11 protein-coding genes are annotated in these 12,439 nt (G+C 64.6%); all 11 read right to left on the bottom strand.

Going from position 1 to position 12,439, the window contains the following annotated elements; genetic code table 11:
- Nucleotides 1-9: 9 nt before the first annotated feature.
- A complete protein-coding gene (locus JL811_RS01205) occupies nucleotides 10-222 on the bottom strand; it encodes a hypothetical protein (protein ID WP_202686396.1) in 213 nt (70 codons plus the stop codon).
- Between the two features lies 1 nt (nucleotide 223).
- Nucleotides 224-1,060: a S49 family peptidase gene (locus tag JL811_RS01200; protein WP_202686395.1), complete on the bottom strand. Its 837-nt coding sequence runs from the start codon at nucleotides 1,058-1,060 to the stop codon at nucleotides 224-226.
- Nucleotides 1,061-1,221: 161 nt separating this feature from the next.
- Complete coding sequence (locus JL811_RS01195; RefSeq protein WP_202686394.1) at nucleotides 1,222-2,919, bottom strand: peptidoglycan-binding protein; 1,698 nt, start codon at nucleotides 2,917-2,919, stop codon at nucleotides 1,222-1,224.
- Between the two features lie 65 nt (nucleotides 2,920-2,984).
- On the bottom strand, nucleotides 2,985-4,181 hold the full coding sequence (locus JL811_RS01190) for a phenylacetate--CoA ligase family protein (RefSeq protein ID WP_202686393.1): 1,197 nt from the start codon (nucleotides 4,179-4,181) through the stop codon (nucleotides 2,985-2,987).
- 13 nt (nucleotides 4,182-4,194) lie between these two features.
- Complete coding sequence (locus JL811_RS01185) at nucleotides 4,195-5,043, bottom strand: ABC transporter ATP-binding protein (RefSeq protein WP_202686392.1); 849 nt, start codon at nucleotides 5,041-5,043, stop codon at nucleotides 4,195-4,197.
- Nucleotides 5,044-5,133: 90 nt separating this feature from the next.
- Complete coding sequence (locus JL811_RS01180) at nucleotides 5,134-6,432, bottom strand: ABC transporter substrate-binding protein (RefSeq protein ID WP_202686391.1); 1,299 nt, start codon at nucleotides 6,430-6,432, stop codon at nucleotides 5,134-5,136.
- A gap of 69 nt (nucleotides 6,433-6,501) precedes the next feature.
- Entirely contained in the window at nucleotides 6,502-7,578 is a 1,077-nt protein-coding gene (locus JL811_RS01175) for a branched-chain amino acid ABC transporter permease (RefSeq protein WP_202686390.1), read from the bottom strand.
- Between the two features lie 99 nt (nucleotides 7,579-7,677).
- A complete protein-coding gene (locus JL811_RS01170; RefSeq protein WP_202686389.1) occupies nucleotides 7,678-8,664 on the bottom strand; it encodes a branched-chain amino acid ABC transporter permease in 987 nt (328 codons plus the stop codon).
- A 3-nt stretch (nucleotides 8,665-8,667) separates the two neighbouring features.
- A complete protein-coding gene (locus JL811_RS01165) occupies nucleotides 8,668-9,324 on the bottom strand; it encodes a hypothetical protein (RefSeq protein WP_202686388.1) in 657 nt (218 codons plus the stop codon).
- Complete coding sequence (locus tag JL811_RS01160; protein ID WP_202686387.1) at nucleotides 9,317-10,138, bottom strand: ABC transporter ATP-binding protein; 822 nt, start codon at nucleotides 10,136-10,138, stop codon at nucleotides 9,317-9,319. The genes JL811_RS01165 and JL811_RS01160 overlap by 8 nt, the downstream gene beginning before the upstream one ends.
- A 181-nt stretch (nucleotides 10,139-10,319) precedes the next feature.
- Entirely contained in the window at nucleotides 10,320-12,323 is a 2,004-nt protein-coding gene (locus tag JL811_RS01155; RefSeq protein ID WP_202686386.1) for an AMP-binding protein, read from the bottom strand.
- Nucleotides 12,324-12,439: the final 116 nt, after the last annotated feature.

Genomic DNA, 12,439 nt, shown 5'->3' with positions numbered 1-12,439 from the left:
CGTCAAATCTTATCCCTCACCCGTTCCCGGCCGGTCACAGACACAGCCCTGCGCCCCGATCACTGGCGCGCCACATTTTATGCAGATTGCCGGTCGCGACAGCTTGCCCGATTTGCGCTTGCCCGTCAGGGACCGGCGCATGATCCCGCCGAACCAGCCAAGCCGGCCAAAGATTGCCAGCACAACGATCCCGATCAGGAAGAATGTGACGACCTTCACCATGTCACAGACCGTAACGCGACCACAGTGCGCGCTCCTCGACCGCATCCAGTGCCGCCCCGGCCAGCCCTGCGCCCATTTCGCCGCCCATGGCACCAGCGGCCCCGCCGAAACGCTGCCAGAAGGGACGGCGCTGGCCCATCGGCACAAGCCGCACCTTTTCGCCGTAAAGCGCGCGCAGCTTCGGCACCGGATGGGCGATCCCGTCGATCAGCCCCAGCGGAACCGCCTGTTCTCCGACCCAGACATCAGCGTTGAACAGATCCGCCCCGGCATCCAGCCGTGCCCCCCGCCGCGCCTTCACATGGTCGATGAATGCGGCATGGATCGGCTCCTGCAAGGCGCGCAACCGCGCCACATCCTCGGGCTTTTGCGGCAGGAAAGGATCGGCCAGCGATTTCGACCGCCCGGCGGTCACGATGCGCCGCTCCACCCCTTGTCGGGCCATCAGTTCGGGAAAACCGAATGAGGCGAAAATCACCCCGATCGACCCGATGATCGAGGTCCGGTCCGCCCAGATATCATCCGCCGCACAGGCCAGCCAATAGCCGCCCGAGGCCGCGACATCCTCGACAAAGGCGTGGACCGGCACCTTCTTTTCTTCCGAAAGCCGCCGGATCCGCGCCGCGATCAGCGAGGATTGCACCGGCGATCCGCCCGGAGAATTCACGATCAGCGCCACCGCCGCAGGTTTGCCGCGCGAAAAGGCGCGCTCGATCAGGGGCGCAAGCCCCGCGTCATTCAGCCCGGGCGAGAACCGCCCGCCTGACCCGATGGCCCCGGCAAGTCGGATCACCGGCACGATGGGCGGCTTTTTCGTGAAAGGAAGAAAATTGCGCATCACGCGGATGTAAGCCCGCAAGGCACAGCGGACAAGGCAGGACCGCCCGCGCCCCCCGTTTTTTTGCCCCGGCGTGCCCCGCAACGGCCTTTTGCACTGCTTCTTTCAAAACATTTTATGTGCGGGGCGCAGACAGCCCCCCGCTGCCCGGACGCCTGCCCTCAGTCGCCGAAGGGCACCAGCCCCCCTGCCAGCAGCGCAACCAGCGTCGGCTGATCCATATATCCGGTCGCGCTCAACTCCCGCGCGGCCTGAAAGCGGCGGATCGCGCGGCGGGCGCGGTCATCGAAGGTGCCATCGACCTGACCGGGATCATGGCCCAGCCCCTGCAGCCGCACTTCGACCAGCCGCCGGGTCAGCGCATTCATCCCCAGCGCCGCCTCGGCTGCCTCGGCCCGGGCACGGTCCTGCCCACCCGCCGCCGCCTCCTGCAAGGACACGATCCGCGCCTCGGCCTCACCCGCAAAGGCGCCTTGCGGGAAATCGGCCAGATAGGCGCGATAGGATGCGATGGTATCGCCCGACCGGGCCGCATCCCAGGCGCTGCGGTCACGGGTGGCGGCCTGATCGCGGCGGGCCTCCTCGATCACCGCCAGACGTTCAGCGGCGACATCGGCGAACAGCCCGTCGGGATGGCGGCGCAGATAGGCACGCAGCCCCGCCTCATCCCCTGCGGCCCCGGTCTGGCTCCAATAGGTGCGGTCCTCGCGTTCCTGTTCGGCCCGCCGTTCCGCCGCCTCGGCCTCAAGCTCGGCCGCGCGCCGCTCGGCCTGTGCGGTCAGGCGCTGGATCTGGTCACGGTCCAAAAATCCGCTGGCCCGCAGCCCCTGCCCGCGCTGCCATGCGGTGATCGCAGCCCGGCTGCCGGGACCGAACAGCCCGTCAATGCCGCGCGGATCATGGCCCAGCAGCGCCAGTTGCCGCTGGATCGTGCGGCGCGTATCGCGGCTCAGGCCCAGCGCGGCCTCGGCGGCCTCGGCCTGTACGACCGGATCGGCGCGCAGCCGTTCGACCTCGGATCGGGCCAGTGCTGCGAACCTGCCTTGCGGCCAGACCGCAAGGTAGGTCTCGTAGCCCGCAATCGTGCCCGCAGTCCGGGCGCGCGACCATGCGGCATCTTCTTCGGCGCGCTCGGCCTCGCTGGGGCCCGGGGCGGTGGGGCGGGCGGGTTCCCCGGCGACAGGGCGGAAAACCGCATTGGCAGGCAGATAGCCCGACAGCGCCAACCCGTTTTCGCCGCGCCCCAGTTCGGGCAGGCTGACGCCCTGCTGCACCAGTTTCTGTGCCGCAAAGCGGGCCAGCGCGGTTGCATCCCCTGTCACGACCGATACGCCCTGCGGAATGTTCAGCCGCCCCGTCCCCGCCGCGATCCGGCCTGCCCCCAGCGTCAGTCGCGCAGGTTCAGACCCGATGCCGACAAGCGCCGCGCCGGGAAAGGCCGCCGCTATATCCAGCACTTCGGCCAGATCCAGCGCCACATCGCCCAACGTTGCCAGATCGGGTGCACTGGCCTCAACCCCCAGCAGCACCGACCGCCCTTCGGTGCGCAGCACATGCCCCGCAAGCAGAATCACCAGCCGGTCCCCCGGCTGCGCCGTCTCCAGCAGATCGGACAAAAGGCCCCGCATCTCGGCCACAGTGCGGTCGCGCCCCAGCGTCACGGCATAGCCCGCGCGGCGCAGCGCCTCGGTCGCATCCCCCAGCCGCCTTGCGCCCTCCAGATCCGGCGCATCCGCGTAATTGGCATTGGCAAGGATCAGCGCCCGATCCGCCGCCTGCGCCATGCCGCCCCAGACCAGCACAAGGCAGGCCCCCGCGCAGGCCCCCGCAAGTCCCTTCGTCACCAGCTTTCCGATCATGCCGCTCTCCTTTGCCCCTTTGCCGGGCCCGGTTGCCGGGCCTGTCCGCCGGAAAGGGGCCGCGCCTAATCGTAGCTGCGCAGATCCTCGATCACCTTGCCATCATTCGGCAGGCTGCCCGGCGGCACAAGCTCTACCCTGCCCCGCAGTTTCAGCGTTGCAAGAATCGTCCCCTCATACAACGCCGGATCGGTGGCACGGGTTTCCAGCTTCACGGTCATTTCATCACTTTCACCCCGGCGTGAGGCGACAATCCGCGCACGCAGCACCTCGGGATGGGCCGCGACAAGGGCCGCGACCTGTTCGGGACGCACGAACATGCCCTTGATCTTGGTGGTCTGGTCGGCCCGCCCCATCCAGCCCTTGATGCGCCGCCCGGTCCGTCCGCAGGGCGACTGCCCGGGCAGAAAGGCCGACAGATCACCGGTGGCAAAGCGGATCAGCGGGTAATCGGGGTTAAGGGCGGTGACCAGCACCTCGCCCACCTCGCCCTCGGGCACGGGATCGCCGGTGCCGGGACGCACGATTTCCACGATCACGCCCTCATCCAGGATCATCCCCTCCATTGCCGGGGATTCGTAAGCGATATTGCCCAGATCGGCGGTGGCATAGCATTGCAGACACAGAATTCCGCGATCCGCATAGGACTGGCGCAAGGACGGGAACAGCGCCCCGCCCCCGACCACGGCGCGGGTGATGGCCAGCCGTTCCCCCATCTCCTCGGCGCGGTCAAGGATCACCTTCAGGTAATCGGGCGTGCCCGCATAGGCCGTGCTGCCCAGATCCGCCGCCGCACGCACCTGCAGGTCGGTCTGGCCCGTACCTGCGGGCAGGACACGCGCGCCCACCGCCCGCGCCCCGGATTCGAAGATCATTCCTGCCGGGACAAGGTGATAGGAAAAGCAGTTCTGCACCATGTCCTGCGGCCCGATCCCCGCCGCATGCAGAAACCGTCCCATCCGCCACCAGTCGGGCGTGATGCCGCCAGGTTCATAGATCGGTCCGGGTGACTGGAACACTTGGCCCACCGCCCCGGTATAAAGGCCGCCAAAGGGCGGGCGGGCGCGCTGCCAGTTGGTCAGATCGGATTTGCGCAGCACCGGCAGCGAGGCCAGATCGGCAAGGCTGTCGATCCGCGCGCCCGCCAGATGTTGCCCCGCCGGGGCCGAGGCCGCAAGCGCCACACCCTGACGCAACAGCGCGGTCTGCGCCGCCTCGCGCGCATCCTGCGACCGGGTTTCCAGCGCATCGAAATGGGTCATGGCCGCCTCCCCCTCATGACAGCCACCGCTTGCGGCGCCGGTAGCTGCGCACGTCGCGAAAGGATTTCCGCCCCTTGTCGGACATGCCCAGATAGAATTCCTTCACATCCGGGTTTTCCCGCAGATCCTGCGCGCTGCCCTCCATCACCACCCGGCCGCTTTCAAGGATATAGCCCGCATCGGCATAGCGCAGCGCGACATTGGTGTTCTGTTCGGCCAGGAGGAAGGTCACGCCCTCGTGTTCATTCACGGCGCGCACGATCTCAAAAATCTGTTCCACCAACTGCGGCGCAAGCCCCATCGAGGGTTCGTCCAGCAGGATCATCTCGGGCTTTGACATCAGCGCCCGGCCTATGGCCGTCATCTGCTGTTCCCCCCCCGAGGTATAGCCTGCCTGCGAACGCCGGCGTTCGCGCAAGCGGGGGAAATAGTCATAGACCCGTTCCAGATCGGCGGCGATGGCCGCCGCGCCGTCACGCCGGGTATAGGCGCCGGTCAGCAGGTTTTCCTCAACCGTCAGATGTTCAAAACAGTGGCGCCCCTCCATGACCTGAATCACCCCGGCCTTGACCATGTCGGAAGGGTCCAGATCCTGCACGTTCCGGCCTTTATAGAGGATGCTGCCCTTCGTGACCTCACCGCGTTCCGAATGCAGAAGGTTCGATATGGCCTTGAGCGTGGTTGTCTTGCCCGCGCCGTTGCCGCCCAGCAACGCCGTGATCCGGCCTTTCGGCACGCTCAGGCTGACCCCTTTCAGCACAAGGATCACATGGTTGTAGATCACCTCGATATTGTTGACCTCCAGCAGCGCCCCGGTCTCGGGCTGCGGGTCGATGCGGCGCGCGGGACTGTCATCCAGCATTGGCTTGCCTTTCCGGTGGATCAGGGCGTCAGACGCGCAGAGGCGCCGGTGTGGACCGGGGGGCAGGCCGCGCCCGCCCCCGGCAAGGGTTCAGTTGCAGCCCGGGGTGATCCCGGCCTCGGCGGCATAGGCGGCACTGTCCTCGGCCACCAGCGCGTCGATCACCTCAAGATCGCTTTCGATCCAGTCGGTGATCAGGTTCCACTGCTTCGCCGTCGCATCCCATTGCTGCACAAGGCCGCGCCCCGGGCCGCCATGGTTTTCGCAACTGACCGCAAAGGCCGGACCGAAATTCGGCAGGCCGATCTCGGCCATGCGTTCCTCGGTGATCTCCAGCGCCTCCATGCCGTCGCGCATCATCGCGGGCGTGATCTCGGCGGTGCCATGGATTTCCTGCGCCTTGCGCGCGGCCTCGACCGCCAGCATCGCCGCATACATGCCCCGCGAATACAGCACCGAGCCGACCTGATCACCCGCACCTGCCGCCTTGCCCGCGTCGATGACATATTGCTTCATATCCGCATAGACCGGGTAATCCATGCCGGTGCCATGCATCGCAAGACTTTTATAGCCATGCGCGCCAGCACCGGCCGGCAGCACGTCATTTTCAGACCCCGACCACCAGACGCCGATGAAGTTTTCCATCGGGAAGCGGATATTGGCGGCTTCCTGAATGGCGACCGGGTTCATCACGCCCCAGCCCCACATCAGAACGTAATCGGGCTTGTCCCGGCGGATCTGCAGCCACTGGCTTTTCTGTTCCTGTCCGGGGCTGTCCACGGGCAAGAGGCTCAGCGCGTAACCGTGTTTCTCGGAAAGTTCCTCAAGCGTGCGGATCGGCTCCTTGCCATAGGCGGAATTGTGATAGACCAGCGCGATCTTCTTTCCCGACAGATCGCCGCCATTGATGTCCAGCAGATGCTTGATGGCGATGGACGCGCCATCCCAGTAATTCGCGGGATAGTTGAAGATATGGCTGAACACCGCGCCGTTCTTGGCCGAGGTGCGCCCGTAACCCATCGTGTGCAAGGGGATGCCGTCCGCCGTGACGCGCGGGATCAGCTGATAGGTGATGCCCGTGGACAGCGGTTGCAGGATCAGCGGGCTGTCGCCCTTGATCGCCTCATAACACTCCACCCCCTTTTCGGTGTTATAGGCGGTTTCACATTCGGTCTGGCGGATCGGCACGCCGCCGATGCCGCCGTCGCGTTCATTCATCAGCGTCAGGTAATCGGAATAGCCATCGGCAAAGGGGATCCCCCCCGCGCCGAAGGGTCCGGTGCGATAGCTGAGTGAGGGAAAATGCAGATCCTGCGCCGGGGCCGGGGCCGCCGTCGCAAGGGCCGCAGCCAGCATGGCGGCGGCGGGGGCTGCTAATCTGAAGGTCATGGTTCGGTCTCCTCCCGTTTCATGTCAGTTGTCATGCCGGTTCTGCCGGTCTTCTCCTTGGCCGGCCCTTCAATGCGGGAAGGGCCAGAGCCGCAGTTTTTCTTTCGTGACGCGCCAGAGCTGATTGAGCCCATGCGGCTCGGCGATCAGAAAGATCACGATCAGCGCACCCACGATCATCAATTCCAGATGCGCGGCCAGATCGGTTGGCCAACCCAGCATCCCCACCAGAACATTCTTCAAAAACACCGGCAGCAGCACCAGAAAGGCCGCCCCCGCAAGGCTGCCGAAAATCGAGCCCAATCCCCCGATGATGATCATGAAGAGCACAAGGAAGGACTTGTTGATGCCGAAGCTTTCACCTACCTCGGCGGCCCCCAGATAGACCGCGAAGAACAGCGCCCCCGAAATGCCGATGAAGAAGGAACTGACCGCGAAAGCCGACAATTTGGTGGTCAGCGGATTGACCCCGATAATCTCGGCCGCGATGTCCATATCGCGGATCGCCATCCATTTCCGCCCGATCGTGCCGCGCGTCAGGTTCCGCGCCAGCCAGGCCAGCGCGAACAGGAATATTGCACAGGTCAGGTATTTCGCCGGAGCCGAGGCATTGGCCCCGGTCAGCGCCACGCCAAGGAAGGTCCGCTCGGGCGCCGAGATCTGGCCCGAGGCGGAGTAGTTGTAAAACCACGGCACCTTGTTGAACAGCCAGACAAGAAAGAACTGTGCCGCCAGTGTCGCCACCGCCAGATAGAAACCCTTGATGCGCAGCGATGGCAGGCCGAACAGCACCCCGACCGCCGCCGTGATCCCCCCCGCGATCAGGATATGGATCAGGATCGACACTTCCGGAAAAGCGGTCATCAGCTTGTAGCAGGCATAGGCCCCCACGGCCATGAACCCGCCGGTGCCAAGACTGACCTGCCCGCAATAGCCCGTCAGGATATTCAGCCCCAGCGCCGCGATGGCATAGATCAGGAAGGGAACAATAACCGCACTGGCCCAATAGTCGTTGATGACAAAGGGGATGATCCCGAAAGCCACCGCCAGCACCGCGTAATAGCGCATCCTGTCAAAGCGGATCGGAAAGGTCTGGCTGTCCCCGGGATAGGAGGATTTGAAATCGCCCGCCTCACGATAGAACATAAGCCCGCCCTCCCTTGTGCTGCTTCCGGTCGCGCCGGATACAATCGGCGCGTTTCCTTGCGCGCGCTGTCGTTCCGGGTTCTGCCGCCGCTGACATTCTCAGACCCTTTCGATGATGCGTTCGCCGAACAGACCCTGCGGCCGGAAGACGAGAAAGATCAGCGCCAGCACATAGGCGAACCAGTTTTCCGTGGCCCCCCCGATCATCGGCCCGATGAAGAATTCAAACAGTTTCTCGCCCATCCCGATGATCAGCCCGCCGACAATCGCGCCGGGGATCGAGGTGAAACCGCCCAGCATCAGCACCGGCAGCGCCTTCAGCGCGATCAGCGACAAGGAGAACTGCACACCGGATTTCGACCCCCACATGATGCCCGCGACCAGCGCCACGATGCCTGCGATGGACCAGACCATCACCCAGATGAAGCGCAGGCTGATCCCCACCGAGAGCGCCGCCTGATGGTCATCGGCCACGGCCCGCAGCGCGCGGCCATATTTGGTGAATTGCGAGAACAGCATCAGCGAGATCACCAGCGCCGCCGCCACAAGCGTTGCCACGATATCCAGCCGGTCGATGAAGAACCCATAGCCGAACCAGTTGAAGGTCACTTCATCAATGGTCTCGGAAATGCCCTGCGGCAGTCCGACATCAAGGTTCTTGATCTCGGCCCCCCACATGACATCGCCCAGCCCTTCCAGAAAATAGGCAAGACCAATGGTCGCCATGAACAGGATGATCGGTTCCTGATTGACCAGATGCTTGAGGATGTACCGCTCGATCAGGATCGCAAGCCCCGTCATCACCACCGCCGTCAGGGCGATGGCCACCACGGCAGGCAACGTCCAGCCGAAATGGTGCAGGCTGGTGCCGAAGACCGCATTGATCAGATGGGCAAAGGGGATCTGCCCGTTCTGCAGCCCCACCAGCGTCAGCGCCGCAAACAGCGCCAGCACCCCCTGCGCATAGTTGAAGATACCGCTGGCCTTGAAGATCAGCACGAAACCCAGCGCCACAAGGGCGTACATGATCCCGGCCATCAGACCGTTCAGCGACACCTCCAGCGCGAAATAGAACTGTTCCGGCATGGCCTAGCTTTCCTCCGCGCAGTCGTCATTGCGATAGATGTCCATCCGGGCGGGCGGGAACTCGGACATTTCCAGCCGGATGCTGGCCGCGCCGCCCTTGGCGCCGCACCATTGATAGGTCCAGACCATGCCCGCGACCGGTTCCAGATCGCGGCCAAGGCCGGTTTCGCGCCCGGTATCGGTCAGCCATCCTGCCGCAATCCCTGCCGAAACCCAGCCTTCGGTTGCCGCCATCACCGCGCTGGCCGGGAAATGCCGGAAGATCGAGGTGCCGCAGAAATCCACACGCTTCATCTCACGATGATGCTGAAGCTGCGCCAGCGCCCCGGTCGGGCGATGCGTGTAGTCGCGCAGCCATTCACCCTTGGCGATCTCGGCCCCGAAGCCCTGCGACCGCCAGCCCTTGCCCAGGCCGGGCACCAGCACGCGACGGTCCATCAACGCCAGACAGGCATCCAGCAGCCCGGTCCAAACCGCCCCCGCCGGATCGCTCTGCGCGGCATCCCCGGCCCGGAGCGGGGCCGCCAGACAGGTCAGAACCACAGCGCCAGCCACCAGCGCCGCGCGGCCCCGCCGGGACGCCTGCGCAGCACGATTCCTGCGATTGCGCCGCAAAACGCGGCCCGGCGTATCGGGCGAGGAATGCGCAGCGTCAGTCATGCGCCACCCCCAGATAGGCGTCGATAACGGCCTGATTGCTGCGCACCTCATCGGGGGTGCCGTCGCCGATCTTCTTGCCGTAATCCATCACCACAACGCGGTCTGACAAGTCCATGACCACGCCCATGTCATGCTCGATCAGCGCGATGGTGGTGCCGAATTCGTCATTCACATCCAGGATGAAGCGGGACATGTCCTCTTTCTCCTCGACATTCATGCCCGCCATCGGCTCATCCAGCAGCAGCAGTTTGGGTTCCGCCGCCAGTGCCCGCGCCAGTTCAACCCGTTTCTTCAGCCCGTAAGGCAGACGCCCCACCGGCGTCTTGCGGATATGCTGGATTTCCAGAAAGTCGATGATGCGCTCGACCTCGGCGCGATGCGCGGTCTCCTCGGCCTCGGCCCGCCCCCACCACAGCGCCTGCGCCATCAGCCCGGATTTCATCAGCGTCAGACGACCGGTCATGATATTGTCCAGAACGCTCATCCCTTCGAACAGCGCGATATTCTGGAAGGTCCGCGCAATGCCCTGCCGCGCCACCTGAAAGGGTTTCATCGCCGGACGGCGCGCGCCGCGGAACCAGACCTCACCCTCTTGCGGGACATAGAATCCCGAGATCACGTTCAGCATCGAGGATTTGCCCGCCCCGTTCGGCCCGATGATCGCGCGGATCTCACCTTCGCGGATGTCGAAGGAAATATCGGTGATCGCCTTCACCCCGCCAAAGCGCAGGGTGATGTTCTTCATTTCCATCAGGACAGGCCCGATGCTGCGGCCATCGGCGGTGGTGTAGCCGTCAGGGGAAGGGGCGTTCATCTGAGGGGGTTCCTTCTGCCGGGGGCCGCTGCCCCCCCTCCCCTCCTCCCCAACAAGGGGGGCGGGACCGTCTTTGCCTGTCGCACTGTTACCGGGTCCGGGTCACCTCCCCTCCCCCTCGTGGGGTGGGGTCGGAGGTGGGGGGCAAGCGGATAGATGCCGGGGGCGTGAAAAGCACCGCTCATTCAGCCGCCATCCTCTGCCCACCGGCAACAACCGCCGCCTCCTCGATCACCAGCGTCGCGCGGATATGTCCCTTGCGGCCATCCTCGTAGGTCACTTCGGTTTCGGTCTGGATACTGGCCACCCCACCATAAAGTGCGTCGATCAGATCGACATATTTCTCCTCGATCACCCGGCGGCGCACCTTGCGCGTGCGAGTCATCTCTCCGTCATCGGCATCCAGTTCCTTGTGCAGGATCAGGAAGCGGTGGATCTGACAGCCCGCCAGCATCGGATCGGCGGCGATCGAGGCATTGACCTCGGCGATATGGGCCTTGATCATTCCGCGCACATCCGGGTGCTGCGACAGTTCCTGATAGCTGGAATAGGCGATATTGTTGCGTTCGGCCCAGTTGCCCACCGCTGCAAGGTCGATATTGACGAAAGCGGTGCAACGGTCTCGGCCATTGCCGAAGACCACGGCCTCTAGGATCGCGGGATAGAATTTCAGTTTGTTTTCAACATATTTCGGCGCGAAAAGCCGCCCATCCGCCATCTTGCCCACATCCTTGGCACGGTCGATGATGCGCAGATGGCCGGTGCCTTCCTCAAAGAACCCGGCATCTCCGGTGGCCACCCAACCCTCAGCATCCTTGGTTGCGGCGGTGCTTTCGGCGTTCTTGTAATATTCGACAAAGGTGCCGGGGGAACGGTAGAACACCTCTCCGTTATCCGCGATGCGCAGCTCCACCCCCGGCGAAGGCACGCCCACCGTATCGGACCTCACCTCGCCATCGGGTTGCTGGGTGATGAAGACCGATGCCTCGGTCTGGCCGTAAAGCTGTTTCAGGTTGATCCCGAGCGCGCGGTAGAAGTCAAAGATCTCGGGGCCGATCGCCTCTCCGGCCGTATATCCGACGCGGATGCGCGAATAACCCAGCGTGTTTTTCAAGGGGCCATAGACCAGCAGATCCCCCAGCGCATAGGCCAGCCGGTCGGACAGGGCGACGGGGCGGCCATCAAGGATCGCGGGGCCGACGCGGCGGGCGGTGGCCATGAAACGGTGGAACAGCCATTGCTTCAGCCGCCCGGCATCCTCCATCCGGATCATCACATTGGTCAGCTGCCCCTCGAACACCCGGGGCGGGGCAAAGAAATAGGTTGGCCCGATCTCGCGCAGGTCGGTCATCATCGTGTCGGGACTTTCGGGGCAGTTCACACAGAACCCGGTCCACAGCGCCTGACCGATGGAGAAGATGAAATCGCCGACCCAGGCCATCGGCAGATAGGCGAGAACCTCATCCCCCGCGCGCAGCCCGTCGAATTCGGACGAGTTCCGCGCCGTCTCGATGATATTGCGGTTCGACAGGACTACGCCCTTGGGCTTGCCGGTCGTGCCCGAGGTATAGAGCATCACACAGGTGCTGTCGGGGCCGAGGGCCGCGATACGCGCATCCAGTTCGGCGCCGCGCTCGGGGCTGGCGGCCCTCCCATCGGCGACCAGTGCCGCCAGCGCATCCATGCGCGCATGGTCGTATTTGCGCATGCCGCGCCCGTCCAGATAGACGATGCGTTCCACAGCGGGCAGCCGGTCCTGAATTTCCAGCACCTTGTCCACCTGTTCCTGATCGCCCGCGATCACGAACCGTGCGCCGCAATGATCCAGCACATAGGCCATCTCTTCGGCCACGGCATCCTGATACAAAGGCACCGGCACCGCGCCGCACATCTGGGCTGCGATCATCGACCAGTAAAGCTGCGGCCGGTTGCGCCCGATGATCGCGACATAGTCCCCCGGTTCCAGACCCCGCGCCAGAAAGCCCAGCGCCATGGCGCGGATCTCGACCGCCGCTTCGGCCCATGTCCAGCTTTGCCAGATGCCGAATTCCTTTTCCCGCCATGCCGGTTTCGCGCCATGCCGGGCGGCATTGCGCGCCAGAAGCGCGGGGATCGACGCGGGGCCAGTTGCGGGGCCAAGTACAGGTCCAGAATCGGGCGCAGGCTGCGCCACGGCGTCGGTCATGCGGTTCCTCCCTTTCCGGGGGCGCGCTGCGGCATCCCCGGCCCTGTCATCCCGGACGATTCTGTCGCCGTCCATGGGACCAAGCATAGGGATGTGCCGGAAAGGTTGCGTGAACT

It is taken from the genome of Szabonella alba, assembly GCF_016765775.1.
Lineage (GTDB): Bacteria > Pseudomonadota > Alphaproteobacteria > Rhodobacterales > Rhodobacteraceae > Szabonella > Szabonella alba.
The sequence above is the reverse complement of the archived record's forward strand: the minus strand, read 5'-3'. Positions and strand labels throughout refer to the sequence as shown.

Coding starts and splice junctions, on each gene's coding strand:
- JL811_RS01180 (WP_202686391.1), bottom strand. CDS start 6,432: ATGACCTTCAGATTAGCAGCCCCCGCCGCCGCCATGCTGGCTGCGGCC.
- JL811_RS01165 (WP_202686388.1), bottom strand. CDS start 9,324: ATGACTGACGCTGCGCATTCCTCGCCCGATACGCCGGGCCGCGTTTTG.
- JL811_RS01170 (WP_202686389.1), bottom strand. CDS start 8,664: ATGCCGGAACAGTTCTATTTCGCGCTGGAGGTGTCGCTGAACGGTCTG.
- JL811_RS01155 (WP_202686386.1), bottom strand. CDS start 12,323: ATGACCGACGCCGTGGCGCAGCCTGCGCCCGATTCTGGACCTGTACTT.
- JL811_RS01195 (WP_202686394.1), bottom strand. CDS start 2,919: ATGATCGGAAAGCTGGTGACGAAGGGACTTGCGGGGGCCTGCGCGGGG.
- JL811_RS01185 (WP_202686392.1), bottom strand. CDS start 5,043: ATGCTGGATGACAGTCCCGCGCGCCGCATCGACCCGCAGCCCGAGACC.
- JL811_RS01160 (WP_202686387.1), bottom strand. CDS start 10,138: ATGAACGCCCCTTCCCCTGACGGCTACACCACCGCCGATGGCCGCAGC.
- JL811_RS01175 (WP_202686390.1), bottom strand. CDS start 7,578: ATGTTCTATCGTGAGGCGGGCGATTTCAAATCCTCCTATCCCGGGGAC.
- JL811_RS01200 (WP_202686395.1), bottom strand. CDS start 1,060: ATGCGCAATTTTCTTCCTTTCACGAAAAAGCCGCCCATCGTGCCGGTG.
- JL811_RS01205 (WP_202686396.1), bottom strand. CDS start 222: ATGGTGAAGGTCGTCACATTCTTCCTGATCGGGATCGTTGTGCTGGCA.
- JL811_RS01190 (WP_202686393.1), bottom strand. CDS start 4,181: ATGACCCATTTCGATGCGCTGGAAACCCGGTCGCAGGATGCGCGCGAG.